The 25906-nt window shown below is 50.9% G+C and carries 21 protein-coding genes and 1 pseudogene; 8 read left to right on the top strand and 14 right to left on the bottom strand.

The genetic code is table 11. From position 1 onward, the window contains the following. Nucleotides 1-124 precede the first annotated feature (124 nt). Together malS and avtA are read left to right on the top strand one after the other, a co-directional pair. A complete protein-coding gene (malS, locus tag D9742_RS13635; RefSeq protein ID WP_130237253.1) occupies nt 125-2155 on the top strand; it encodes an alpha-amylase in 2031 nt (676 codons plus the stop codon). A 174-nt stretch (nt 2156-2329) separates the two neighbouring features. Continuing rightward, nucleotides 2330-3583 carry a valine--pyruvate transaminase gene (gene avtA, locus D9742_RS13630; RefSeq protein ID WP_130237252.1) on the top strand — a complete coding sequence of 418 codons (1254 nt, stop codon included), beginning with the start codon at nt 2330-2332 and terminating at the stop codon, nt 3581-3583. Between the two features lie 150 nt (nt 3584-3733). Here avtA and D9742_RS13625 read toward each other — a convergent pair whose 3' ends face one another. From D9742_RS13625 to D9742_RS13615, 3 genes and pseudogenes are all read right to left on the bottom strand, one after another. Then, complete coding sequence (locus tag D9742_RS13625; RefSeq protein WP_130237251.1) at nt 3734-4207, bottom strand: 4Fe-4S binding protein; 474 nt, start codon at nt 4205-4207, stop codon at nt 3734-3736. 101 nt (nt 4208-4308) lie between these two features. Next, nucleotides 4309-4449: pseudogene (locus D9742_RS13620) on the bottom strand (IclR family transcriptional regulator); the annotation flags it as partial. Between the two features lies 1 nt (nt 4450). Then, on the bottom strand, nt 4451-5266 hold the full coding sequence (locus D9742_RS13615; RefSeq protein ID WP_130237250.1) for an AraC family transcriptional regulator: 816 nt from the start codon (nt 5264-5266) through the stop codon (nt 4451-4453). Between the two features lie 224 nt (nt 5267-5490). Between D9742_RS13615 and D9742_RS13610 the strand changes: the two genes are divergently transcribed. Together D9742_RS13610 and D9742_RS13605 are read left to right on the top strand one after the other, a co-directional pair. Further along, the gene (locus D9742_RS13610) at nt 5491-6891 is read left to right on the top strand and encodes an MFS transporter (RefSeq protein WP_130237249.1); all 1401 of its coding nucleotides are present in this window, start codon (nt 5491-5493) and stop codon (nt 6889-6891) included. 10 nt (nt 6892-6901) lie between these two features. Then, nucleotides 6902-8872 (top strand): glycoside hydrolase family 127 protein, encoded by a 1971-nt coding sequence (locus tag D9742_RS13605; RefSeq protein ID WP_130237248.1) that lies wholly within the window; start codon nt 6902-6904, stop codon nt 8870-8872. Between the two features lie 135 nt (nt 8873-9007). Here the strand turns inward: D9742_RS13605 and D9742_RS13600 are convergent, their stop codons facing one another. From D9742_RS13600 to fdhD, 4 genes are all read right to left on the bottom strand, one after another. Then, a complete protein-coding gene (locus D9742_RS13600; RefSeq protein ID WP_130237247.1) occupies nt 9008-10063 on the bottom strand; it encodes a YiiG family protein in 1056 nt (351 codons plus the stop codon). A 210-nt stretch (nt 10064-10273) separates the two neighbouring features. After that, complete coding sequence (locus D9742_RS13595; RefSeq protein ID WP_130237246.1) at nt 10274-12580, bottom strand: hypothetical protein; 2307 nt, start codon at nt 12578-12580, stop codon at nt 10274-10276. A gap of 1 nt (nt 12581) precedes the next feature. Beyond that, nucleotides 12582-14417 (bottom strand): ATP-binding protein, encoded by a 1836-nt coding sequence (locus D9742_RS13590; protein WP_130237245.1) that lies wholly within the window; start codon nt 14415-14417, stop codon nt 12582-12584. Between the two features lie 432 nt (nt 14418-14849). After that, nucleotides 14850-15686, bottom strand: coding sequence for a formate dehydrogenase accessory sulfurtransferase FdhD (gene fdhD, locus D9742_RS13585; RefSeq protein WP_130237244.1), 837 nt, complete (start codon nt 15684-15686; stop codon nt 14850-14852). A 193-nt stretch (nt 15687-15879) separates the two neighbouring features. On the opposite strand from fdhD, the gene fdnG reads away from it, so the two are divergent. Genes fdnG through fdhE form a run of 4 tightly spaced genes read left to right on the top strand, consistent with a single transcriptional unit; the run spans nt 15880 to nt 21403 of the window. Then, nucleotides 15880-18930: a formate dehydrogenase-N subunit alpha gene (fdnG, locus tag D9742_RS13580; RefSeq protein ID WP_010723259.1), complete on the top strand. Its 3051-nt coding sequence runs from the start codon at nt 15880-15882 to the stop codon at nt 18928-18930. 12 nt (nt 18931-18942) lie between these two features. Beyond that, nucleotides 18943-19845, top strand: coding sequence for a formate dehydrogenase O subunit beta (gene fdoH, locus D9742_RS13575; RefSeq protein WP_130237243.1), 903 nt, complete (start codon nt 18943-18945; stop codon nt 19843-19845). Further along, nucleotides 19842-20477, top strand: a complete 636-nt coding sequence (gene fdoI / locus D9742_RS13570; RefSeq protein WP_000829013.1) for a formate dehydrogenase cytochrome b556 subunit — start codon at nt 19842-19844, stop codon at nt 20475-20477. Before fdoH ends, fdoI begins: the two co-directional genes overlap by 4 nt. After that, nucleotides 20474-21403, top strand: coding sequence for a formate dehydrogenase accessory protein FdhE (fdhE, locus tag D9742_RS13565; protein ID WP_000027708.1), 930 nt, complete (start codon nt 20474-20476; stop codon nt 21401-21403). Before fdoI ends, fdhE begins: the two co-directional genes overlap by 4 nt. A gap of 36 nt (nt 21404-21439) precedes the next feature. Here the strand turns inward: fdhE and D9742_RS13560 are convergent, their stop codons facing one another. From D9742_RS13560 to yihX, 7 genes are all read right to left on the bottom strand, one after another. Continuing rightward, nucleotides 21440-21814 (bottom strand): type II toxin-antitoxin system VapC family toxin, encoded by a 375-nt coding sequence (locus tag D9742_RS13560; RefSeq protein ID WP_130237242.1) that lies wholly within the window; start codon nt 21812-21814, stop codon nt 21440-21442. Further along, nucleotides 21814-22056 (bottom strand): CopG family transcriptional regulator, encoded by a 243-nt coding sequence (locus D9742_RS13555; RefSeq protein ID WP_001275523.1) that lies wholly within the window; start codon nt 22054-22056, stop codon nt 21814-21816. Before D9742_RS13555 ends, D9742_RS13560 begins: the two co-directional genes overlap by 1 nt. 218 nt (nt 22057-22274) lie before the next feature. Next, complete coding sequence (locus tag D9742_RS13550) at nt 22275-22493, bottom strand: CopG family transcriptional regulator (RefSeq protein ID WP_130237241.1); 219 nt, start codon at nt 22491-22493, stop codon at nt 22275-22277. Between the two features lie 411 nt (nt 22494-22904). Beyond that, on the bottom strand, nt 22905-23846 hold the full coding sequence (gene fabY / locus D9742_RS13540) for a fatty acid biosynthesis protein FabY (RefSeq protein ID WP_032185609.1): 942 nt from the start codon (nt 23844-23846) through the stop codon (nt 22905-22907). Nucleotides 23847-23890: 44 nt separating this feature from the next. After that, nucleotides 23891-24328 (bottom strand): D-aminoacyl-tRNA deacylase, encoded by a 438-nt coding sequence (gene dtd, locus D9742_RS13535; protein ID WP_130237239.1) that lies wholly within the window; start codon nt 24326-24328, stop codon nt 23891-23893. Further along, a complete protein-coding gene (locus tag D9742_RS13530; RefSeq protein ID WP_130237238.1) occupies nt 24325-25197 on the bottom strand; it encodes a virulence factor BrkB family protein in 873 nt (290 codons plus the stop codon). The genes dtd and D9742_RS13530 overlap by 4 nt, the downstream gene beginning before the upstream one ends. Beyond that, the gene (gene yihX / locus D9742_RS13525) at nt 25191-25790 is read right to left on the bottom strand and encodes a glucose-1-phosphatase (protein WP_130237237.1); all 600 of its coding nucleotides are present in this window, start codon (nt 25788-25790) and stop codon (nt 25191-25193) included. The genes D9742_RS13530 and yihX overlap by 7 nt, the downstream gene beginning before the upstream one ends. Between the last annotated feature and the right edge of the window lie 116 nt (nt 25791-25906).

Here is a 25906-nt window from a genome sequence, read left to right as displayed (position 1 = left end):
TTAAATCTCAGGTGAAATACTCCCCCTTTCGTCTCATCCTGGCGCAATGATCATCAGGGAGGAGTTTTACCAGCATTATCACTGGCAAACTGGTGAAATTCGCAGCAATAAGGACTCATTCGTTATGAAACTTGCCGCCTGTTTTCTGATACTCCTGCCCAGTGTTGCCATTGCCGCCGACTGGACATCTCAGGGATTTCCCACCTTTGCTGAACAAAGTGCAGGAACTTTTATTAGTCACGCCCAACTGACCAAAGGTACGCGACCACTCACGCTAAATTTTAACCAACAATGCTGGCAGCCTGCGGATGCGATAAAACTCAATCAGATGCTTTCTCTCAAACCTTGCGACAGCACGCCCCCCCAGTGGCGATTGTTCAAAAACGGTGAATATACGCTGCAAATAGATACCCGCTCCGGCACACCAACGTTGATGATTTCGGTCCAGAACACCGCCGAACCGGTAGCAAACCTGGTCCGTGAATGCCCGAAATGGGATGGATTACCGCTCACGCTGGATGTCAGTGCCACTTTTCCTGAGGGCGCAGTAGTCCGGGATTATTACAGCCAGCAAATCACGACGGTGAAGAACGGCCAAATAACGTTACAACCTGCCGCCACCAGCAATGGTTTACTACTGTTGGAACGCGCGGAAACTGACGCACCTGCCCCTTTCAACTGGCATAACGCCACGGTTTACTTTGTGCTAACAGACCGTTTCGAAAACGGCGACCCCAGCAATGACCAGAGCTACGGACGTCATAAAGACGGCATGGAGGAAATTGGCACTTTCCACGGCGGTGATTTACGCGGTCTGACCAACAAACTGGATTACCTTCAGCAACTGGGGGTGAACGCCCTGTGGATCAGCGCCCCGTTTGAGCAAATTCATGGCTGGGTTGGCGGCGGTACAAAAGGCGACTTCCCGCATTATGCCTATCATGGCTACTACACCCAGGACTGGACGAACCTTGATGCCAATATGGGCAGCGAAGCCGATCTGCGGGCGCTGGTTGACGGTGCGCACCAGCGCGGTATCCGCATCATTTTTGATGTAGTGATGAACCATACTGGCTATGCCACGCTGGCAGATATGCAGGAGTATCAGTTTGGCACGTTATACCTTTCTGGTAATGAGCTGAAAAAAACGCTGGGTAACCGCTGGAGTGACTGGAAGCCCGCCGCCGGGCAAACCTGGCATAGCTTTAACGATTACATCAATTTCAGCGACAAAGCAGGCTGGGATAAATGGTGGGGGAAAAACTGGATCCGTACCGATATCGGCGATTACGACAATCCTGGATTCGACGATCTCACCATGTCGCTGGCCTTTTTGCCGGATATCAAAACAGAATCCACCACCGCTTCTGGTCTGCCGGTGTTCTATAAAAACAAACCGGATACCCATGCCAAAGCCATTGACGGCTATACGCCGCGCGATTACTTAACCCACTGGTTAAGCCAATGGGTCCGCGACTACGGTATTGATGGTTTTCGGGTCGATACTGCCAAACATGTTGAGTTGCCCGCCTGGCAGCAACTGAAAACTCAGGCCAGTGCCGCACTTCGCGAATGGAAAAAAGCTAACCCCGATAAAGCATTAGATGACAAACCTTTCTGGATGACCGGCGAGGCATGGGGGCACGGCGTAATGCAAAGCGACTACTATCGCCACGGATTCGACGCGATGCTCAATTTCGATTATCAGGAACAGGCGGCGAAAGCAGTCGATTGTCTTGCGCAGATGGATACGACCTGGCAGCAAATGGCCGATAAATTACAAGATTTCAATGTGTTGAGCTATCTCTCCTCGCATGATACCCGCTTGTTCCGCGAAGGGGGCGACAAAGCAGCAGAGTTATTGTTACTCGCGCCAGGTGCAGTACAAATCTTTTATGGTGATGAATCCTTACGTCCGTTCGGCCCCACCGGCTCTGACCCCCTACAAGGCACACGTTCTGATATGAACTGGCAGGATATCAGCGGTAAATCTGCCGCCAGCGTCGCGCACTGGCAGCGCATCAGTCAGTTCCGCGCACGACATCCAGCCATTGGTTCGGGCAAACAAACGGCGCTTTCGCTGCAACAGGGGTACGGATTTGTCCGTGAATACGGCGACGATAAAGTAATGGTCGTCTGGGCGGGGCAACAGTAACTTTTCCGGCTTCCCGTGCGGCACTACGTCGGGAAGCCACTCAGCCTAAAATACCAACCTAATCAAAAACCACAGCATAAAGTGCCAATTCACCGTCAGTAGCCTGATTTGCACCCTGGCAAATGTAGCGTTATTGTTACCTTCCTTGCTACAGAGTTCGACAGATATCCCGCTATGACATTCTCCCTTTTTGGTGACAAATTTACCCGCCACTCCGGCATTACGCTGCTGATGGAAGATCTGAACGACGGTTTACGCACCCCCGGCGCGATTATGCTTGGCGGCGGCAATCCGGCGCAGATCCCGGAAATGCAGGACTATTTCCAGACGCTGCTAACCGACATGCTGGAAAGCGGCAAAGCAACTGATGCGCTGTGCAATTACGATGGGCCACAGGGTAAAACGGAGCTGCTGTCTCTGCTTGCCGGTATGTTACGCGAGAAGCTGGGTTGGGATATCGAACCACAGAATATTGCACTAACAAACGGTAGCCAGAGCGCCTTTTTCTACTTATTTAACCTGTTTGCCGGACGCCGTGCCGATGGTCGGGTCAAAAAAGTACTGTTCCCGCTGGCACCGGAATATATTGGCTACGCGGATGCCGGGCTGGAAGAGGATCTGTTTGTCTCTACGCGCCCGAATATCGAACTACTGCCAGAGGGCCAGTTCAAATATCACGTCGATTTCGAACATCTGCACATTGGCGAAGAGACGGGGATGATTTGCGTCTCGCGACCGACGAACCCAACAGGTAATGTGATAACCGATGAAGAGTTGCTGAAGCTGGATGCGCTGGCGAATCAGCACGGGATCCCGCTGGTGATTGATAACGCCTATGGTGTCCCGTTCCCGGGCATCATCTTTAGCGAAGCGCGCCCGCTGTGGAATCCGAATATCGTGCTATGCATGAGCCTTTCCAAGCTGGGTCTACCTGGCTCCCGCTGCGGCATAATCATCGCCAATGAAAAAATCATCACCGCCATCACCAATATGAACGGCATTATCAGCCTGGCACCTGGCGGCATTGGTCCGGCGATGATGTGTGAAATGATTAAGCGTAACGATCTACTGCGCCTGTCAGAAACGGTCATCAAGCCATTCTATTACCAGCGTGTTCAGGAGACTATCGCCATCATTCGCCGCTATTTACCGGAAGATCGTTGCCTTATTCATAAACCAGAAGGGGCAATATTCCTCTGGTTATGGTTTAAGGATTTGCCGATTACCACCGAGCAGCTTTATCAGCGCCTCAAAGCGCGCGGCGTGCTGATGGTGCCGGGCCACAACTTCTTCCCAGGGCTGGATAAACCGTGGCCGCATACACATCAATGTATGCGCATGAACTACGTGCCGGACCCGGAGAAAATTGAGGCGGGTGTGAAGATTTTGGCAGAAGAGATAGAAAGAGCCTGGGCTGAAAGTCACTAATAATTGCCTGATGCGCTACGCTTATCAGGCCTACATGATTTCTGCAATATATTGAATTTGGAAGAATTTGTAGGCCGGATAAGGCGTTTTAGCCGCATCCGGCATAAACAAAGCGCACTATCCCTGCGTTAAAAACGCCGGAAAAACGTTTCAAACAGGCTGCTGCTGTAGCCGCTGACGCTGCACTTTCTCGACATCCATGCACTGCAACGCCTTTGTCGGGCAGGCTTCAACACAGGCCGGTCCCGTCGCCCGATGCCAGCACAGATCGCACTTAATTGCCCTCGCCTTTGCGCGCGCCGAAACCACCTCCATCGCGCCAAACGGGCAAGCCACCATGCAGCTTTTACAGCCAATACAACGTGATTGCTCAACGAAGATATGCCCATGTTCGCGACGAATTGCCGCCACAGGGCAGACATTCGCACACGGCGCATCTTCACACTGATGGCAGGCTACTGCCGTGGTACAGGTATGGTCTTTGATGACACGAATTCGCGAAATAAACTCGCCCGGCGACAACGCAGAGCAATCCTGATTTTCCTGATGCGACACTGCACAAGCCACTTCACAGGTACGGCAACCGATACATTTCGTCGCATCCGCAATAATAAACCGGTTCATGATCACTCCTTTGCACTAAAACAGCAGAGTGCCAGAGAGCGCCCCTCTACTGCTTTGATCCAACGAAGGAAATGTTAAAGTTTTGTCACCTGTCTAAAGCGTTATGTGATTGCACTCTGGTCGTCTCTGACAGTAAATCCCAGTTCATTAGAGATAGCCTGAGCGGTTTCACGCCGTGGTTTCAGAAGATTCTTCTCCCCCACCTGTTTCAACCGTGATGTCGAAAGCGAAATCGACACGGCACTACGAATTAATATGTTCCTTGCTGTAACGTCGCTTCCACACCGCAGGTGTTAAACCGGTGTGTTTGCGAAAAATCTGCCTGAAATAACCGACGTCATTAAATCCGCACAACGCCGCCACTTCAGTAAGCGATCGCGCGTCGCTAATTAACAGCTTTTCGGCTTCGCGCACCCGCTGGCGATGGATAGCTTCAGTCAACGTCAAACGAAATACCCGACGATACACGCGCCCAAGATAATCGGCATTACAGTAGAGCTCGCGGGCCAACATTGCCGTGGAAAGCGGGCGATGATATTGCGTGCGGATCAGCTTTTGTGCTTTCCAGGCAAGGGCGGTGCCTGCAGTATCGGCTTGTTCATCAAGACGTACGTCGAAGGTAAGCTGCTGTAAAATCAACAACACAATAAACTCCAGCGCAGGGCTACGCTGATGTTTTTCCTGCTCGCTTAAAAACTGGCGAAACAGTGCACTCAACGCCTGAGGGTCGGCGACTTTGGTGTGCTGCGGCACGCTAAGATGAGTGAGCCAACGCGGATCGTTGTCGGGCGCTTTAACCTCAAAATGTAGCCAGTAAAATTTTAGGTCAGCGGGGAAATCCTCAACACCGACGTGCTGACGTTTCGGCCAGAGCAATAAACTCTCTCCCGCATCAACTTCAAATATCTGCTCTTCTTCCTGAATCGTTAATCGACCTTTTTCGACAAAGATAATTTCCCATGACTCAAGCCGCCTCGCCGGATGCCTGCCGATGCCACGGGAAATAAATAATCCGCCGTTTTGTACTTTAATCGGTAATGTTATGGATAATTCGAGCATCGATATGTATTTTCCCGCTTAACTGGTGAAGATTAAACAGATTAGCTTTTGATTATTAATCAAAAATATTAGTTTCACTCGATCTGTTTCACACTTTTAAATTCAGGTCGGAATCGTCACCTTTTTTTACTCTTTTCTCGCCTTGTTGATATTGCAGATCACGGCAGAATTAATCAGGTCATTTCAATAAAACAAAAAATTGCTCCTATTCGCGAGGAATATCTATGACCTCTACACCGATTACCACCGCTGATATCGCCAATGGTCAAATTGACGATGCGTTATCTGTGCGGGAAAAAATAGGCTACGGCCTGGGTGACGCAGGCGGCACCGTCATAACCTGCCTGATCATGAACTTTCTTACTTTTTTCTACACCGATGTTTTTGGTTTAACTCCTGCGCTGGTTGGCACGCTGTTTATTGCACTACGAGTGTTTGATGCCATCTCCGACCCGGTGATGGGCGTCATTGCCGACCGGACGCAAAGCCGCTGGGGGCGTTTTCGTCCGTGGCAGCTATGGATTGCCGTCCCTATTGGCTTTATCGGCATCCTGACGTTCACCGTGCCGGATGCCAGTATGGGGGTGAAAATCGCCTGGGCGTTCGGCACCTACCTGCTGCTTTCCGTCGGTTATACCGCCATCAACGTGCCATACTGCGCGCTGATCAACACCATGACTACCCGCCACAACGAAGTGATTTCCTGCCAATCCTGGCGATTCGTTCTCTGCGGCGTGGCGGGATTTCTGGTTTCGGTTGGCTTGCCGTGGATGGTGGATCTCTTCGGTCAGGGCAACGCTGCACGCGGCTATCAGTTGGGCGTCGGCGTGCTGTGCGCCATCGCCGTCGTCATGTTCCTGTGCTGTTTCTTCTGGGTTCGTGAAAGAGTGCCGCTCTCCACGATGGGCAAATTTACCCTGCGCGAGCACCTTGCCGGTTTGCGTAACAACGACCAGCTGCTGCTGATGCTGGTAATGTCCTTCCTGCTAATTAACGTCTTTAATATTCGCGGCGGTGGGTATATGTACTTCATAACCTACGTGCTACAGGGCAGTACGGGCTACACGTCGCTGTTCTTCACTATGGTAACTTTCGCCTCCATTATCGGCTCGGTGATTGTCAGCCCGTTAACGCGACGCTTTGATACCGTCAAAATTTACTACTACACCAACCTGATTCTCGCCGCGCTGGCGGGACTGATGTGGTTCCTGCCCTCCGGCCCCGCTTATCAAACATTGTGGCTGGCGGTGATCCTCGGCAACGGCGTGATTCTCGGCTTCACTCTGCCGCTGCACTTCTCGCTGATGGCTTTTGCCGATGACTATGGCGAATGGAAAAACCGTGTGCGTTCCTCCGGTATGAACTTTGCCTTTAATTTGTTTTTCATCAAGTTGGCCTGGGCCTCCAGCGCCGGGATCATCAGCCTGCTATTTATTTTTGTTGCCTATCAGCCTGGCGTAGAAAACCAGACCGCCAGTTCGCTGGGCGGGATCACAGCAATGGAAACACTGCTGCCTGCGCTGTTCCACCTGCTGCTGGCGCTGGCAATCCGCTTTTGCAAACTCAATAACCCTATGATGTCACGCATTGCCGCCGACCTGCGTCAGCGTCATGTCCAGCCTTAAGGAGCACAAGATGAACATTTCGGAAGTCGATCTGCACAAACTGACGGTTAGCGATCCGTTCCTCGGTCAGTACCAACAACTGGTCCGCGACGTGGTGATTCCTTATCAGTGGGATGCATTAAACGATCGCATTCCCGAAGCGGAACCCAGCCATGCGATTGAAAACTTTCGCATTGCCGCCGGACTGCAAGACGGGGAGTTTTATGGCATGGTGTTTCAGGATAGCGACGTCGCCAAATGGCTGGAAGCGGTAGCCTGGTCGCTGTGCCAGAAGCCAGATGCCGAACTGGAAAAAACCGCCGACGAGGTGATTGAACTGGTTGCCTCCGCCCAGTGTGAAGATGGCTATCTCAATACTTACTTTACGGTGAAAGCGCCGGACGAACGCTGGAGCAATCTGGCGGAGTGTCATGAACTCTACTGCGCAGGTCATCTGATTGAAGCGGGCGTAGCCTTCTTCCAGGCCACGGGCAAGCGGCGCTTGCTGGAAGTGGTTTGCCGTCTGGCCGATCATATCGACAGCGTATTTGGCCCAGATGAAAATAAGTTACACGGTTATCCTGGTCACCCGGAAATTGAACTGGCACTGATGCGCCTGTACGAAGTCACCAAAGAGCCGCGTTATTTGGCGCTGACCCACTATTTTGTCGAACAGCGTGGTGCGCAACCGCACTATTACGACCAGGAATATGAAAAGCGCGGCCAGACATCGCACTGGCACACCTACGGCCCTGCATGGATGGTGAAAGACAAAGCCTACAGCCAGGCGCATTTGCCCATCGCACAGCAACAAACCGCCATCGGCCATGCAGTACGCTTTGTCTACCTGATGACCGGCGTCGCGCATCTGGCACGTTTAAGCCACGATGAAAGCAAGCGTCAGGACTGCCTGCGCCTATGGAACAACATGGCCCAGCGCCAGTTATATATTACAGGCGGCATTGGCTCACAGGGCAGTGGCGAAGCGTTCAGTAGCGACTATGATCTGCCGAATGACACGGTATACGCCGAAAGTTGCGCTTCCATAGGTCTGATGATGTTTGCCCGGCGAATGCTGGAAATGGAAGGCGATAGTCAGTATGCCGATGTGATGGAGCGCGCGCTGTACAACACCGTGCTCGGCGGTATGGCGCTGGATGGTAAACATTTCTTCTATGTGAATCCGCTGGAAGTGCACCCCAAAACCTTAAAATTCAACCATATCTACGATCACGTTAAACCGATCCGCCAGCGTTGGTTCGGCTGCGCCTGTTGTCCGCCAAATATCGCCCGCGTGCTGACCTCGATTGGTCATTATCTCTACACGCCGCGTGAGGATGCTTTATATATCAACATTTACGCGGGAAACAGTATGGAAGTGCCGGTAGAAAATGGCACGCTGCGCCTGCGGGTTAGCGGGAACTATCCGTGGCATGAACAAGTGACGATTGCGGTTGAATCTCCGCAGCCAGTGCGTCATACCCTGGCTTTACGTCTGCCGGACTGGTGCACGCAGCCACAGGTCACATTGAATGGAGAAGTCGTCGAGCAGGATATTCGTAAAGGCTATCTCCACATAGCCCGTGAATGGCAGGAGGGCGATACGCTGAATCTGACGCTGCCGATGCCAGTGCGTCGCGTTTACGGCAACCCGCTGGTGCGTCATGTAGCTGGGAAAGTGGCGATTCAGCGCGGTCCGCTAGTGTATTGTCTGGAGCAGGCCGACAACGGCGAGTCATTGCATAACCTGTGGCTACCCGCCGATGCGCCGTTTACGACGTTCGAAGGCAAGGGATTGTTCAGCCATAAAATCCTCATTCAGGCGCCTGGTTATCGGCTTGAACAGAGCAATCCAGAGCAGCAACCGTTGTGGCATTACGACAACGCCCCTACCAAACGTCAGCCACAAACCATGACGTTTATCCCGTGGTTTAGCTGGGCCAACCGTGGCGAGGGCGAAATGCGGATCTGGGTGAATGAAGAGAACCGTCGCCATCCGTAGGATCGATAAAGCGCAAATTGCCTGATACGACGCTTAACGCGTCTTATCAGGCATAAAAGTCAGTGTGATTGTATGGGTCGGACAAGGCGTTTACGCCGCATCCGACATTATATTTCTCAGCAAAATCAAAAATCTTTAACGTAGACGATTATAATCATCGACCATTTCGTTGTACTCGCGTAATGCTCTCGGGAAAGAGTCGTCGACCATCCAGCTTGAGTTTGCATCCTGAAGTTGCTCTTTATCCCAGTCAGAGTACGGGACTTTATCTCTGACGCGGCGAACATATTTTTTAGCCTCGAGTTGATACTGATCTGCCGAATTAATGAACGAGAAATTCATGCCGCCTTTATCCGCTTCTTTGGCCTGCGCCACCAGCGTTTCCAGTTCAGACACTTTCTTCATTGCCGCTTCTGCATCAAACTTCTCTTGCGATATCAGATTATTAATTTGTTTCGCTGAAATCATGACTGCCAGAGAGTAGTAATGGAATGTTTTCCCTTCTCTTTCTTCAATATTTTTCAGTTCCGCAAACTGGCGCTTATCATTAATTTCCTGAATCGCAGCATGATAAGATTCTGCTACAGGTTCAAAGGCTTCAAGATTTTTTAAGAATGTCTGGTGCAGCGTTTTCCCTTTCGCAAACGCATCGTCTTTATAATTCTCCTGTGTGTAATATTTATCCATATCGTTAATGGTATTACCCAACGCCACGGCAGCATCGATATAATTCAACGCCACGCCATCAATAGGTTGCAACGCAGGCGTTAACGCCACGACTCTTTTTATTCCTTTTTCACAATCAGAGAGATTGGATTCGCTAATGCTGTAGATGCCATAAACAGTACTCTCTTTACCGGTAGGCCCCTGTTTAAAATCTTTCAGCCAGTCAGCATAACGCGCGAGACTGCTCTGTACAGGGATCTGTAACTTGTTGTAGCACTTGATATAGACATCCATTTTTTCGTCGAAAACCGCCTGTTCATCGACCACCGGTTGTGCAGGCGTTTCAGGCTTAGCTTCTGCTTTTGCAACAGGAGCTTCTGTAGGTTTCGCTTCAGGAGCGGGAGCGGCAGGTTGACTATTGGCGGCAGGGGGAGTTTCTGTTTCGGCTTTTTTATCATCACAGCCAGTGATACCGAGCGCCATTATGGCGACTATAATAGCGGAAGATAATAAATTCCTTTTCATTCAATTGCCTTATAAATAGATAAATAAGAGAGTGAATATAATAAGTGAAAAAATAAAATGTCACTACACGCGTTTTGTTTATAAATAAATCGATAATATTCATAAAATGAATGAATCCTGTAATTTAATTTCTAAATCACAGGACTTATTTTAATTAACGGCACAACCTTTGCAGGAGGGTGTGTCATGCCCCCCGCCATTAATCATGCACTACATCCCATATCTCTCGGCAATAGCAGCGTGTTTCTCTTCATTCGCCCCGGCTTCTTTGGCAAGACGCCACCAGCACAACGGATGTTTCCAGTCAGCGGTCAATTCGTGCAAGGTCTTGTCGATATCACCTTTAGAAACTGAACGCGGCGCACTGATAACAAAATAGAATGCAGGCAGCGGTTCAGCACCTTCTCCTTGATGACTGTCCGTTAACGTATAGTCGTCATTACTGTTGCTCCAGTAATACCAGTTTCGTTCACGAAGCGCCTCACGGAAAGTATTAAACTCTTCCTCACCAGGCATGACACCTTCACAGAACCAGGACTCGCCGTACTCGGTCGGGATAATGGTTTTCAGGCACCCATAAAGTGGCGTGAAATTCTTCTGCTCTTCTTCGTCTTCGGGTCGGGTATTCAGCATTTCTGCCTCGAAAACCACAATTTCATCAACATGTTGTGGGAAATCGGTCCGGTAAGTCGGCTCTATAATCCTTGCTGTTACCGGCCCAATGCGTTGAGCATAGTAATAACGGTATTCGTAATTTTCCCGGAAGCGAATGTTTAGTAGCCCCCATTTTTCGTCGATAAAACCTTCGCCTTCTGTGAGTTCGATTTCCAGTTCAGCTGCAATAGCACGAACCAGATCCCATTGTTGCAAGATGCTGGCGGTCGCCATGATATCCCACTGGAGATTACGAATATCTTCTTCACGGCTAATCATCAGTTGCTGCAATTGTTGTAAATAATCCAGTTGTCGATCCCAGGCTTCCTGTTTTTGTGCTGCCCAGGAGCACATGCGATAAACGCCAACCCACTCACGCCCTTTTTCGTTTTGCAGCAACTGTTGTCCAATCGACTCCAGTTCACTCCAGTCTTCCTGTTGGTTGATCACTCGCGCGCGGAACCACAAGGCCATATGTAGCAGCCCCGCCTGTTCATACTGCTTCGCCAGGTGCTCAATGGTTTGCAGCTCGTCACGGTGGAGCAATAAATCCAACAGATCGAAGCAAAGACCATTATCTTCATGGAGGTGGCTTTCAACGTAGCGTTGCAGAAGTTCAATTGACTCATTAATCGCATTACAGGCATTTAACGCATTGACCAGTTTGCCCAGTAACTCCGCATCGTCTGGTGTGTTCAGATAAGCGCGACGGAATATCTCTACGTCTTTTTCTGGATCTGGCTGCGTTTCTTCGTCGCTATTTTCAGGTACTTCTGCAACCGGACGAGCAAGCAGTTCCGCTTCTTTGGCGGCTATTTTTTCGCTAAGTTCGAGAAACTCGCGATCGACACCCAGTAATGAGCGTAATTTTGGTATGTGCTGCTGGGCCAGTTTCATCGCCATTTTGGCCACCCAGACGGATTCACGCTCCAGCGCCAGAGTGATTTGCAGTTTGGCCAGATCTACCGCTTTGCGGTGCGCCCCGGCCTGCGAACGTTGCTCCAGCATTTTTTGGATGATGCGTGCCAGCTGCCAGTGATTTCTCTGCGGATGGCGAGGAAGCAGTACGGTAATAATCTTCACCCACATACCCCACGAATAGGGAGTCAGATCTGACCAACGAGGCAGTTCCTCCCAGACCTCTTCGTCCTGCCCACATAACGCCATTATGTACAGTTTTTTGAGGTGATAACTGATGCGGTCACGACCCCAGTAATCATTCTCTTTTGCCAGTTCATCAATCACTTCACGAGCTTCATCGTAGCGCTGAAGGGCAACCAAAATATCGGCGCGTGTTGCCAGCAGCGCTTCTAAATATTCACTCCCCGATGCTTTCACCGCCTCAATTTGCCTGTCGATATAAACCAACGCCTCTTCTGTTTTGTTGGAATCCACCATTGCACTGGCATATTCGCAGGATAAACACATAAAGCAGCTCCAGGTCGGATCAATGCGCGCAATGGTTTCCTCACATACTGCCATGCGTTCATTCGCCCAGCCTGGGCCATCGATATTTTCGTAGCAGGCGGATAAATCCTGGGTAACGCAAATGGATTGCGGGCAATCCTTCGCCTCTTCCCGATGCGCTTTTTCAAACAGCGCTACCACGTCTGGCAGCACTTTTTCGCCTTCTTCATAGTTAGTCAGGCGATGACGCATCTCCCAGTGACCGATAAATATTTCCAGCCACGGATTTTTAGCTACTTGGTTCAGTGCTTTCATTTCCGGCAATAGCGAATCGCATTTTTCTATTTGCAGGTGCAAAACACTTTCTGAAAAATCATCAATAAGCTGCGGAATATATTCTTGCCCGGCATCACGCAACTCTTGACTATATTTATTGTACCACTCCCATGTATCCATTTTATTTTCCTTGATTAATTAAAACGGGAATAACCTGAGTAAAATCTTCCAGTGCCTGGTGTAAATCCCATTGCTGTTCTTTATTGCCGCTGGAGCACAAAATCACTTTCAGCGACTTTAATAACCGTAATGCTGCCGCTGGCTGTTGATGGTGTTGTAAGGCCGTCACCAGTTGCATGACACAGGGGTTATTAAGGTTGACATACAGACTTGAAGTTTTAGATTTTTGGATTTGCGAGGTAAATTGCCGCGCCAGCATTAACGCTGCGGTACTGATGCGTTTATCTGCGTCATCCTGTTCAAGAATTTGTTTTAATTCTGCTTCGCGGTCTGGCGTAACCACTAACGGTAAAACGGCAGGTTCGAAGCGGGAGATAATTAATTGCTCGCCGTCGCAAAGATGCTCTTCCAGATAAGCCACCTGCTCTTCGGGTAATTCCGCCAGGCTGAACAACTGCTCATTGCCCGTTTGCGTACCGACTTCGATAATCCGACAGTGATATAACAGCGCCCAACGGCGTAAAAATGGCACCACCGCATAGCGATCGCCACGGGCTACGGGCCGTTGCAGAATATGGAACAACATCTCTTCAAAACCGCCGTCGCGGCTTAACAGAATATGAATGCTGTTATTAACGCGTAAATCCTTCGCCAACAGCGCGCCTTTTGACGTTGGCACCTGCAAGCGATCTTTGAGCAAATCAAACAGACGGTCATCACACAAGGCCGCACCCAGCAACGCTTCGTTGTGGCGCATTAATACACGCCGCCAGATTTCTGGCTGATTTTGTGCAAGATCGGACAAACCAGAAATCAGCGCCTCTTTTAACGCTTCTTGTACCGCAACCCAGGTTTCGTCCCGCTGGAGATCTTCCCTGCTCGCCGTCGGCGTCAGTTTCGATGACTCAATCACGCCACCAATAAATCCGGCCCAGGGCGGCAACAGCTCACGCGCTTCGTCATCAAGCAACATACCGCGCAAAAACAGTGACAGGTTGCGGTTATCGCTGGTGCCGTAGGTTGCGCCATCCTGAATCCATAAAATCCCGACCGCGTCGCTCATTCCCGCAGGCACCACCGGAATGGTGCAAATCGGTTCAAAGGAGGATTCAAACTGCGCGGCAAAGGCGAGATTTTTACGCTGCACCAGCGCGCGGTGCATGGTCACGCCTTCGGGGGCAACTTCACGCCACGGTGGTTGCAGTTTATTTACCGGCTCGCTGGCATCGCCGACATAGACCGGTTCGTGCAGCAATATGCAGTAGCGGGAAAGAACACGGTTCAGCAAATTATTACTCGCCAGATGGCTGTACTCTTCTTTGAGCGTCAGAATCACCTGCGTACCCGTTTCCGAGGACTGATACGGCGTAACGGTATATTTTTGCCCGTCAGTAGAGTGGTATTTCCAGCTCTGATCCGGCGTTTGCCAGGATGTGGTCAACACCGTAACCTCTTTTGCCAGCACAAAGGCCGACAAAAAACCGAGGCCGAACATACCAATTAAACCGGTGTTGTCATCCTGCTGGCGCAACATTCGGGTATAACCCACGCCTACTGTAGCCAGGAAGCCGTGAATTTCGCTTTCTGTCAGACCCGCACCGGTATCGGTAATGGTGATGGTGGACTTCGCCACGTCTGCCACCACACGAATCGCGTTATCCTTTGGCGCATCGGGCTGCTCAAGCCTGCGGCGCACGATCGCATCATGGCCGTTCTGCACCAGCTCGCGCACGGCAACCACGGGAGTGGAGTAAAGATGCTTACTGAGCACCTCAATTAAGCCGTTTAAATTAACTTCTGTAGAATATGAACTGCCAGGTAACTGTAATGTACTCATTTTTCAATACTCATAATCCATCACCTACTATTGAAAATACATTGCTGTTTTTTACAACCGGTGCAAGGTTTGTTATTTTTATTCACTCATCGGAAACATTTATACTCGTCATACTTCAAGTTGCATGTGCTGCGTCTGCGTTCGCTCACCCCAGTCACTTACTCATGTAAGCTCCTGGGGATTCGCTCGCTTGTCGCCTTCCTGCAACTCGAATTATTTAGAGTATATTGACGCGATGATTAAAACAAAATGTCTTATATAAATAATGATTAATTCTTAAAGGATTAATGCGACTGGAGTATATCGATATAAACCGGAGTTAACGAGATAATTTCTTGTGGTGGAATTATTATTTAAATGCTGAATAATATATTGAAGATTATTTAATAGAAAAATAAAACCGCAATCCAGAATCAGAATTGCGGTATTTCTTTAATTATGAATCAAACGCTGCGGATGGGTATAAACCGTTGCCCGACCCGGTTTACAAAAGCCCACCAGCGTCAAATTACAGCGCTCAGCCACTTCTACAGCAAGCGTGGTCGCGGCAGACACCGCAAACAAAATCTCTACGCCACACATCGCCGACTTTTGCACCATTTCATAACTGGCACGACTGGAAACCAGCACCGCACCTTGCTGCCAGCTTTCACCTTCTTGCGCCCGGCGGCCCAGCAGTTTATCCAGCGCAACATGGCGGCCCACGTCCTCATGTCCGCCCGCCAGTTCGCCTGATGGCAACATCCATGCAGCGGCGTGAGTACAACCAGTCAGTTGCCCCACTGGCTGGAAATCATTGAGATGACGTAATGCATCATCCAGTTTGTTGAGATCAAACGTCTGGGTGAACGGTAGCGGCTGTACCGGTTTTCCGATGTCATTAAGTTGCTCCACGCCGCATACACCACAGCCCGTACGTCCCGCCAGCGCCCGACGGCGCTCCTTCAATCCCATAAAGCGGCGGCTGGAAAGCTCAATTTGCACTTCCAGACCATTACAGGAAGGAACAACATCCATGCCGAAGATATCGCGTGGACTTTCGATAATTCCTTCGGAAAGCGAAAAACCGAGCGCAAACAGTTCAAGGTCTTTGGGCAATGCCATCATCACCACATGCGAAATACCGTTGTAGACCAGCGCAACGGGAACTTCTTCCGCCACCTCATCCAACCGTGGGTGTTGTAAATCGTCACGCCGCCATAACTCAATTTGACGAACACCGGTGATATTCATCACATTTTTGATTTCTTTTTGCTGTGTTTTTTTCACTTTCTCTTAACCAGATAAGAACACACACACCAACATTATGGTATTCTGTTACAAACCCTTCCTGGATGGAGGGAAATTGAGCCAATTCTGGACCTTTGCGGCCCCTTCCGCAAAGAAAAATAACTCCCACTCCCTGCACACTCAGCAAGCGAATGTAAATGGGACGTGACAATGTCGAAACAAGGAGCAATCCATGCAGGTCAGCAGAAGGCAGTTCTTTAAGATCTGCGCTGGCGGTATGGCAGGCACCACGGCAGCGGCACTGGGTTTTGCACCCAGCGTAGCACTCGCGGAAACCCGGCAGTATAAACTGCTGCGCACCCGCGAAACCCGTAATACCTGCACCTATTGTTCCGTAGGCTGTGGGCTGTTGATGTACAGCCTCGGTGACGGAGCAAAAAACGCCAAAGCATCTATCTTCCATATCGAAGGCGATCCGGATCACCCGGTCAACCGCGGTGCACTTTGTCCGAAAGGCGCTGGCCTGGTGGATTTCATCCACTCCGAAAGCCGTCTGAAGTTCCCGGAATACCGTGCCCCTGGTTCTGATAAATGGCAGCAAATCAGTTGGGAAGAAGCGTTTGATCGCATCGCCAAACTGATGAAAGAAGACCGCGATGCTAACTACATTGCGCAAAACGCCGAAGGCGTGACCGTTAACCGCTGGCTCTCCACCGGGATGCTGTGTGCTTCCGCGTCGAGTAACGAAACCGGCTATTTAACGCAAAAATTCTCCCGCGCGCTGGGTATGCTCGCGGTCGACAACCAGGCGCGTGTCTGACACGGACCAACGGTAGCAAGTCTTGCTCCAACATTTGGTCGCGGTGCGATGACCAACCACTGGGTCGACATCAAGAACGCCAACCTCGTCGTGGTGATGGGCGGTAACGCCGCTGAAGCTCACCCGGTCGGATTCCGCTGGGCGATGGAAGCCAAAATTCACAACGGCGCGAAGCTGATTGTGATCGATCCTCGCTTTACGCGTACGGCGGCAGTGGCTGACTACTATGCCCCTATTCGTTCCGGTACTGACATTGCTTTCCTGTCAGGCGTATTGCTGTACCTGCTGAACAATGAAAAATTCAACCGCGAATACACCGAAGCCTATACCAACGCCAGCCTGATCGTGCGTGAGGATTACGGCTTTGAAGATGGCCTGTTCACCGGCTACGACGCAGAAAAACGCAAGTACGATAAATCCTCCTGGACTTACGAACTGGACGAAAACGGCTTCGCCAAACGCGATACCACGCTGCAACATCCGCGCTGCGTGTGGAACTTGCTGAAACAGCACGTTTCCCGCTACACGCCAGATGTGGTTGAAAACATCTGTGGTACGCCAAAAGACGCGTTCCTGAAAGTCTGCGAATACATCGCAGAAACCAGTGCTCACGATAAAACTGCCTCGTTCCTGTATGCCCTCGGCTGGACGCAACACTCCGTTGGTGCGCAAAACATTCGTACGATGGCGATGATCCAGCTGCTGCTCGGCAACATGGGGATGGCAGGCGGCGGCGTTAACGCCCTGCGCGGTCACTCCAATATTCAGGGGCTGACGGACCTGGGCCTGCTGTCGCAGAGCCTGCCAGGTTACATGACGCTGCCAAGCGAGAAGCAGACCGATTTGCAAACCTACCTTACCGCCAACACGCCAAAACCGCTGCTGGAAGGCCAGGTAAACTACTGGGGCAACTACCCGAAATTCTTCGTCTCCATGATGAAGGCCTTCTTTGGTGATAAAGCAACGGCGGAAAATAGCTGGGGCTTTGACTGGTTGCCGAAGTGGGATAAAGGCTACGACGTCCTGCAATACTTTGAGATGATGAAAGAGGGCAAGGTCAATGGCTATATCTGCCAGGGCTTTAACCCTGTTGCCTCATTCCCGAACAAAAACAAAGTGATCGGTTGTCTGTCGAAACTGAAGTTCCTCGTCACCATCGACCCGCTGAACACTGAAACCTCTAACTTCTGGCAGAACCACGGTGAGCTGAACGAAGTTGACTCGTCGAAGATCCAGACCGAAGTGTTCCGTCTGCCATCGACCTGCTTCGCAGAAGAGAACGGTTCAATCGTTAACTCAGGTCGCTGGTTGCAGTGGCACTGGAAAGGTGCGGACGCCCCAGGGATTGCGCTGACTGATGGCGAGATCCTCTCCGGTATCTTCCTGCGCTTGCGCAAGATGTATGCCGAACAGGGTGGCGCGAACCCGGACCAGGTGCTGAACATGACCTGGAACTACGCCATTCCGCATGAGCCATCTTCAGAAGAAGTGGCGATGGAGAGCAACGGTAAGGCGCTGGCCGATATTACCGATCCGGCAACCGGTGCGGTTATCGTCAAGAAAGGCCAACAACTTAGCTCGTTTGCCCAACTGCGCGATGACGGTACAACCTCCTGTGGCTGCTGGATTTTCGCCGGTAGCTGGACGCCGGAAGGCAACCAGATGGCGCGTCGTGATAACGCCGATCCATCTGGCCTCGGTAACACGCTGGGCTGGGCATGGGCATGGCCGCTTAACCGCCGCATTCTGTATAACCGCGCCTCCGCAGATCCGCAGGGTAACCCGTGGGATCCGAAGCGTCAGTTGCTGAAATGGGACGGCACTAAGTGGACCGGCTGGGATATTCCGGACTACAGCGCAGCGCCTCCGGGTAGCGGCGTCGGGCCGTTTATCATGCAGCAGGAAGGCATGGGACGTCTGTTTGCCCTCGATAAGATGGCGGAAGGTCCGTTCCCGGAACACTACGAGCCGTTTGAAACGCCGCTGGGAACTAACCCGCTGCATCCAAACGTTATCTCGAACCCGGCTGCGCGTATCTTTAAAGACGACGCCGAAGCACTGGGTAAAGCCGATAAGTTCCCGTATGTCGGAACCACCTATCGTCTGACCGAGCACTTCCACTACTGGACCAAACACGCGCTGTTGAACGCGATTTTGCAGCCAGAGCAGTTTGTGGAAATCGGTGAGTCGCTGGCGAATAAACTCGGCATTGCCCAGGGCGATACCGTGAAAGTCTCCTCCAACCGTGGCTATATCAAAGCCAAAGCGGTGGTGACCAAACGTATTCGCACGCTGAAAGCGAACGGCAAAGATATCGATACCATCGGTATTCCGATTCACTGGGGCTATGAAGGCGTAGCTAAAAAAGGCTTTATTGCCAATACGTTAACGCCATTCGTTGGTGATGCGAACACGCAGACGCCAGAGTTTAAGTCCTTCCTTGTGAATGTGGAAAAGGTGTAACGGAGACGACATATGGCTTATCAATCGCAAGATATCATTCGTCGTTCCGCGACTAACGGTCTGACCCCCGCGCCTCAGGCGCGGGACTTCCAGGAGGAAGTGGCGAAACTCATCGACGTCACCACCTGTATCGGCTGTAAAGCCTGTCAGGTGGCGTGTTCAGAGTGGAACGACATTCGCGATACCGTCGGCAATAACATTGGGGTGTACGACAACCCCAATGATTTAAGTGCCAAATCGTGGACGGTGATGCGCTTCTCGGAAGTGGAGCAGAACGACAAACTGGAATGGCTGATCCGCAAAGACGGCTGTATGCACTGTTCCGACCCAGGCTGCCTGAAAGCGTGCCCGGCGGAAGGGGCAATTATTCAGTATGCCAACGGCATCGTCGACTTCCAGTCAGAGCAGTGCATTGGCTGCGGTTATTGCATTGCGGGCTGTCCGTTCGACATTCCGCGCCTCAACCCGGAAGACAACCGCGTCTACAAATGTACGCTGTGCGTTGACCGCGTGGTGGTCGGGCAAGAACCGGCCTGCGTGAAGACCTGCCCAACGGGCGCGATTCACTTCGGTACGAAAGAGTCGATGAAAACGCTGGCGAACGAGCGCGTGGCTGAACTGAAAACCCGTGGTTACGACAATGCGGGTCTGTACGATCCGGCAGGCGTTGGTGGTACACACGTTATGTACGTGCTGCACCATGCTGACAAGCCGAATCTGTATCATGGCTTGCCAGAAAACCCGGAAATCAGCGAAACCGTGAAATTCTGGAAAGGCATCTGGAAACCGCTCGCAGCTGTTGGCTTTGCGGCTACCTTCGCGGCCAGTATCTTCCACTACGTGGGTGTCGGTCCGAACCGTGCGGATGAGGAAGATAACAATCTGCACGAAGAGAAAGACGAGGAGCGCAAATGAAACGACGTGACACCATCGTGCGCTACACCGCGCCGGAACGTATCAACCACTGGATCACCGCCTTCTGCTTCATCCTGGCGGCGGTGAGCGGGCTGGGCTTTTTGTTCCCGTCCTTCAACTGGTTGATGCAAATCATGGGCACACCGCAGCTGGCGCGAATTCTGCACCCGTTTGTCGGCGTGGTTATGTTTGCCTCGTTCATCATCATGTTTTTCCGTTACTGGCATCACAACCTAATCAATCGGGATGATATCTTTTGGGCGAAGAATATTCGTAAGATCGTCGTCAACGAGGAAGTAGGTGACACCGGGCGTTATAACTTCGGTCAGAAATGCGTTTTCTGGGCGGCGATTATTTTCCTGGTTCTGCTGCTGGTGAGCGGCGTGATTATCTGGCGTCCTTATTTTGCGCCTGCTTTCTCAATCCCGGTGATCCGATTCGCGTTAATGCTGCATTCATTTGCCGCAGTGGCGTTAATTGTGGTTATCATGGTGCATATCTACGCCGCCCTTTGGGTGAAAGGCACGATTACCGCCATGGTGGAAGGATGGGTTACCAGCGCCTGGGCGAAGAAACATCACCCGCGCTGGTACCGTGAGGTCCGCAAGACAACGGAAAAGAAAGCTGAATGAGTATTCGCATAATCCCGCAAGATGAGCTGGGTTCGAGCGAGAAACGTACGGCGGATATGATTCCGCCGTTATTGTTCCCTCGGCTCAAGAATTTATACAACCGCCGCGCCGAGCGTCTGCGCGAGCTGGCAGAAAATAATCCGCTGGGTGATTACCTGCGCTTTGCTGCGCTTATCGCCCACGCCCAGGAAGTGGTGCTGTACGACCATCCGCTGGAGATGGATCTGACCGCGCGCATTAAAGAAGCCAGCGCACAAGGCAAGCCCCCGCTGGATATTCACGTTCTGCCGCGTGATAAGCACTGGCAAAAGCTGCTGATGGCGCTGATTGCTGAGCTGAAACCTGAAATGAGCGGCCCAGCGCTGGCAGTGATTGAGAATCTGGAGAAGGCATCGACTCAGGAGCTGGAAGATATGGCCAGCGCGCTGTTTGCCTCTGATTTCTCGTCCGTCAGCAGCGATAAAGCGCCGTTTATCTGGGCTGCACTGTCGCTCTACTGGGCGCAGATGGCCAATCTGATCCCCGGCAAAGCCCGCGCTGAATACGGCGAACAACGTCAATATTGCCCGGTTTGTGGTTCTATGCCGGTGTCCAGCATGGTGCAAATTGGCACCACTCAGGGTCTGCGTTACCTGCACTGCAACCTGTGTGAAACCGAATGGCACGTAGTGCGCGTAAAATGCAGCAACTGTGAACAGAGCGGCAAACTGCATTACTGGTCGCTGGATGACGAACAGGCCGCGATTAAAGCCGAAAGCTGCGATGACTGTGGCACCTACCTGAAGATTCTTTATCAGGAAAAAGAACCGAAAGTTGAAGCCGTGGCAGATGACCTCGCCTCTCTGGTACTGGACGCGCGAATGGAGCAAGAAGGCTATGCCCGTAGTTCCATTAACCCGTTCCTGTTTCCGGGTGAAGGGGAGTAATCTCTGACGTTTTCCGGGTGGCGCTAGTCGCCCGGATTACAGTTCATAGGGTGTGATGACACCTGCTATTCCCGCAAAATCTCTCGTATTTCGCGTTACCAGTTCAAAGCCATAAATCTGTGCTGTTGCCAGAATAATGGCATCTGGAAGTTTCATTCTATACTCCTGCCTTAAAGCAACGCTTCGTTCCGCGATATCCTGCGAAATCCCAATAACGTTAAACGCACTCATTGCAATCCGTGTGCGATGTTCTTGATCATATTTTTTTGCGCCAACCAGCACCTCCATCCATGTGACCAGACTAATCGCATTCTGTAGGGGCCATGCCTCCAGAGCCTGTTTTGCCTCAATTCGTCCGCTGAACAAATCGATAAGGATATTGGTATCAAAAAGCGCAGTTCTTTTTGCCATTACCATTCCTCACGCAGCTTACGCTGATATTCGACACCATCTTCCTCACACCCTTGCCAGATACCAAAAGCACTGGATATTGTCGTTTTCGATTGATTTTCCAGATATTGATCTACAGCTTCTCGTAATAGCTCTGCGCGAGGAAGATTGCGCTGCACTTTGAGATCATCAAGTCGCTTAATCACCTCATCGGATAAATCGAGTAATATTCTGCCCATATCCATACCTGCCATAGCGCTCATATATACCTCCAGTATATCATTTTTGAATGCATGGTGAGCAAAATACTCTTGCAAAACCTTTAAAGAAAGCTCATTTACGCATCATTTTTTATTTTTGCGAGGCGTTTTCCAGATATGATGTAACAGTTGCAGTTATTATAAGTTCAAGTAAAACAGCCTTGTATTAATACCAGAATAAGGGCATCTGTTTTTTTATATTCAAGAATGAAAAATTTTTGTCATTCCTTATGCTCCTTACACTGAGCGTCAACACCAACTACCTCCCTCCTTTGCCTGTCACCCTTTGCTTTACGCACCGGAAATTGCTGACGCTCCAGATATTGCTCTACCGCTTCGCGTAAAATTGCAGATCGTGAAACCTTACGCCAGCCCCGAAGCTTATTCAGCCGTTTAATTGCCTCTTCTGATAAATGAAGAAAAACCGTATTCATCGCCATTGTTACCCTCTTACATATATTACTCATTAATGTATGTGCGAAAATTACGCCGGAAAATTAATGAACAAAAGCGGATTTTTGCATGCTGTTTTGTTTTTGCGAGACGTTTTCCAAAAATAATGTAACAGTTGCAGTCATTTAAATTGTTACTCAAAAATGGTTTATTACTTTTAATTAAGCGGGGGGTACATCTACAGAAAAGCAACCACAAATAATAAGGATGAATTATGGGTGCTATAAATATATTATATTCAAGGATATTTGTTTTTTTGATTGGGTCTTCATTTACGTCATCAGGATAGTGTACCAGAAAAAATTCAGCGTATTTACCGCATCAAGCTTAAGATAAAATTTATCACCCATCGCAGACCGGTCAGTACCGCCACCAACCGGTATTTAATTAAAACGCCCCTACTCCTCTTCGTTCCCGCCCTCTTCATACGGGCCAAATGGCTTCGCGGGCAGAACGATATACGTGCCTTCAAACACCGCACCCGGCGTCTCGTCGCCAAAGATTTCGACCTGCATTTGCACCCGTGCTTTGCGCCCGCGCGCCAGACGGTCGAGATCGCCGCTTAATGCACCGAGGTCGGCTATCGCATGAGGTTTACCGCTAATCGGCTTGCTGTAGCGGATATGCGCATCCGCCAGAATAATCGTTCCGCCGAGGTGGCGTTCGCGCAGCATCAACCAGATAAGCCCCCAACCGGTGAGCGTTGCCAGCGAGAATAAACTCCCGGCAAACAACGTATGGTGCGGATTCTGATTGCCAGTTTCTGGCATGGTGGTGATAAATTTTTGCCCGGTATATTGCTGAATGCGCACGCCCATTTTTTCACTAAGCGGGATGTGTTCATACCACGCCTGTTGCAGCTGCGCACACCAGTCGCCGCGATGCAAAATATCATCCAGAGTGGCGACAGGTTTAATCATCAAAAAATGGCGAATCGGCGTGGTGGTTGGTGTGGTGATTTCTCCCTGATTAACAAACCCCAGCTTGGCGAAAAACTCCACCGCGTCTTCACGGGCGCTACAGGTCACGCGCTTAACGCCTTCCTGACGCGCCACCGACTCAAGCGTCATCGCCATCAGCGTTCCCAGCCCTTTGTCCTGCACGTCGGGATGAACGGCCATAAAGCGAATGGACGCTTCATTGTCGGCATTAATATACAGTCGGCCTACCGCCACCAGATTGCCCTGCTCGTCGACGACCATCTGGTGATGCGCCATCGCATCCCAGGCGTCGCGTTCCGAACCTTTTGGTTGATGCAGGGGCTTACGCAACATTTCCCAGCGAAACTGATAGTAACGCTCTAATTCTTCTTCTGTTTGTGGAACCCGAAGGTGATACATAGCGATACTCTCTCTTGTTTCCCGTGACACACCTGGAAGCTGGCTCATACCTGCAACCAGAATGTCACGGGGCCATCATTGACCAGCGATACCTGCATATCGGCAGCGAAGCGTCCTGTTTGTGTGTTCATCTCCTGCTGACGGCAGCGTTCGACGAAATAGTCATATAACGCCTCTGCGCGATCCGGTGTAGCGCCTTTGGAGAAACTTGGGCGCATCCCCCGTTCGGTATCTGCGGCGAGGGTAAACTGGGAAACCACCAGCACGCTGCCGCCCGCCTGTTGCACGTTGAGATTCATCTTGCCTTCGGCATCGCTAAAGATGCGATAGCCGAGCACACGCTCGCACAGACGGTTTGCTTTCTGTTCGTCGTCATCCTTTTCGACACCCAATAACACCAAAAGTCCCGCGCCAATTTCGCCCGTCACTTCTCCCTCCACGGTGACGCTGGCACGGGTTACGCGTTGAATTAATGCAATCATGGTTCGTCGTCTTCTTCTTGTTCAGCTGCTTGTTTTAGTTTGCGGTATTCCCCGAGAGTGACAGTAATTTCCGCGCCAAGCAAGACGATACACCACGTCCAGTAGACCCAGACGAAGAGAATGGGGATCACCGCCAGTACGCCATAAATGAGCTGATATGACGGGAACATGGTGATATAAAGCGCGAAACCTTTCTTTCCTGCCTCGAACAGGAGTGCGGCAACAAACGCGCCGACAATCGCGTCGCGGTTAGGGACGCGGATAGTAGGAACGATGCTGTACAGGAGCCAGAATGAGATCCACGACAACAGCAGCGGAAAAATGCGCAGCACATTGTCGATGACAGTATTGAGATCGCTCGCCCAACGCAGGGAGAGCAGATAAGAACTGATCGCCAGACTGGCCCCCGCCAACAGCGGCCCTAACGTCAGGATCATCCAGTACACAGCAAAAGAGTAAATTTTTGGCCGTACCCGTTTACTTCGCCAGATGGCATTCAATGCGCTATCAATGGAATACATCAACAATAACGCCGTGACGATCAGGCCACATGCCCCGACAGCGGTCATCTTGTTGGAATTGGCAACAAACTGTTCGATATATTGCTGGATAACGTCGCCAGTGGCAGGGAGAAAGTTGGCAAAAATAAAGTGACGCAGCTGGATACTAACGTCTGAGAACATGGGAAAAGCGGCAAAAAGCGCAAAAACAACGGCAACCAGCGGCACTAATGAGAGTAACGACACATAGGCAAGGTTACCTGCCAGGGTTGTCATGTTGTCCTCATTAATGCGTTGCCAGAGTAGTTTCAGCCAGGCCCATAGCGGACGGGTATGATGCCTGGCTTTGTCCTGAATGTTTTTTAGCATAGCACCTTCGCGAAATAGTCCGGGATGGTGGTTTTATCTTTCACCAGAATGCTGGTAATACCTAGCTGATTTGCTCCTTCTATATTATCGGCGTTGTCATCAAAAAAGACCGTATCGCTGGGGGAAAAACCTTCCGCCTGCAAAACATGCTGGTAAATTCGCGCTTCAGGTTTGCGCATGCCCAGATCTTGCGACAGATAGATATGGTCGGCAGCATCACGGATTTCCGGGTATTCCTCCGGCCAGAAGGTGGTATGAAGACGGTTAGTATTGGAAAGCACCACCACGCGATGCCCCTGCCCACGCAGTTTCTGCATAATATCGATCACTTCCGGGCGCAGCGCGACAAACACCGCCTGCCAGCCGTGGGAGAACTGTTCGTAACTTAGCGGTAGAGCCATCTCATGGCACAGCGCTTCAGCAAATTCTTCATCGCTGATCTCCCCGCGTTCATGCTGATGAAACGCCTCGCCCATATGGAAACTTTTCTTCAGCGATGCCAGCGGAACGCGCGTTAAATCGCTCCAGGTTCCCAGCACACGGTTGAAGTCGATATCGACAATCACATTACCTAAATCAAAGATATAGAGCATTTTTGCCTCCTTTCTCGCCACAAGAAATTAACTGTAGCGGGAAAGGATGGGTTTGGCTATGTGGCAATAAGGGTAATCTTGTGATGCTGATTGCGAAAAAGCAGAGTAATTTCACT

Origin of the sequence: Escherichia sp. E1V33 (assembly GCF_004211955.1) — a bacterium.
GTDB lineage: Bacteria > Pseudomonadota > Gammaproteobacteria > Enterobacterales > Enterobacteriaceae > Escherichia.
Note: the sequence above shows the minus strand (reverse complement) of the source record. Positions and strands in the feature narration are given on the sequence as shown.

Excerpts from the sequence above, each read along its gene's own strand:
- dtd (WP_130237239.1), bottom strand. The coding sequence starts at position 24,328 with ATGATTGCATTAATTCAACGCGTAACCCGTGCCAGCGTCACCGTGGAG.
- yihX (WP_130237237.1), bottom strand. The coding sequence starts at position 25,790 with ATGCTCTATATCTTTGATTTAGGTAATGTGATTGTCGATATCGACTTC.
- D9742_RS13550 (WP_130237241.1), bottom strand. The coding sequence starts at position 22,493 with ATGGCGATGAATACGGTTTTTCTTCATTTATCAGAAGAGGCAATTAAA.
- D9742_RS13555 (WP_001275523.1), bottom strand. The coding sequence starts at position 22,056 with ATGAGCGCTATGGCAGGTATGGATATGGGCAGAATATTACTCGATTTA.
- fabY (WP_032185609.1), bottom strand. The coding sequence starts at position 23,846 with ATGTATCACCTTCGGGTTCCACAAACAGAAGAAGAATTAGAGCGTTAC.
- malS (WP_130237253.1), top strand. The coding sequence starts at position 125 with ATGAAACTTGCCGCCTGTTTTCTGATACTCCTGCCCAGTGTTGCCATT.
- D9742_RS13600 (WP_130237247.1), bottom strand. The coding sequence starts at position 10,063 with ATGAAAAGGAATTTATTATCTTCCGCTATTATAGTCGCCATAATGGCG.
- avtA (WP_130237252.1), top strand. The coding sequence starts at position 2,330 with ATGACATTCTCCCTTTTTGGTGACAAATTTACCCGCCACTCCGGCATT.
- D9742_RS13595 (WP_130237246.1), bottom strand. The coding sequence starts at position 12,580 with ATGGATACATGGGAGTGGTACAATAAATATAGTCAAGAGTTGCGTGAT.
- fdhE (WP_000027708.1), top strand. The coding sequence starts at position 20,474 with ATGAGTATTCGCATAATCCCGCAAGATGAGCTGGGTTCGAGCGAGAAA.
- D9742_RS13530 (WP_130237238.1), bottom strand. The coding sequence starts at position 25,197 with ATGCTAAAAAACATTCAGGACAAAGCCAGGCATCATACCCGTCCGCTA.
- D9742_RS13625 (WP_130237251.1), bottom strand. The coding sequence starts at position 4,207 with ATGAACCGGTTTATTATTGCGGATGCGACGAAATGTATCGGTTGCCGT.
- fdoI (WP_000829013.1), top strand. The coding sequence starts at position 19,842 with ATGAAACGACGTGACACCATCGTGCGCTACACCGCGCCGGAACGTATC.
- D9742_RS13590 (WP_130237245.1), bottom strand. The coding sequence starts at position 14,417 with ATGAGTACATTACAGTTACCTGGCAGTTCATATTCTACAGAAGTTAAT.
- D9742_RS13610 (WP_130237249.1), top strand. The coding sequence starts at position 5,491 with ATGACCTCTACACCGATTACCACCGCTGATATCGCCAATGGTCAAATT.
- D9742_RS13560 (WP_130237242.1), bottom strand. The coding sequence starts at position 21,814 with ATGGCAAAAAGAACTGCGCTTTTTGATACCAATATCCTTATCGATTTG.
- D9742_RS13615 (WP_130237250.1), bottom strand. The coding sequence starts at position 5,266 with ATGCTCGAATTATCCATAACATTACCGATTAAAGTACAAAACGGCGGA.
- D9742_RS13605 (WP_130237248.1), top strand. The coding sequence starts at position 6,902 with ATGAACATTTCGGAAGTCGATCTGCACAAACTGACGGTTAGCGATCCG.
- fdoH (WP_130237243.1), top strand. The coding sequence starts at position 18,943 with ATGGCTTATCAATCGCAAGATATCATTCGTCGTTCCGCGACTAACGGT.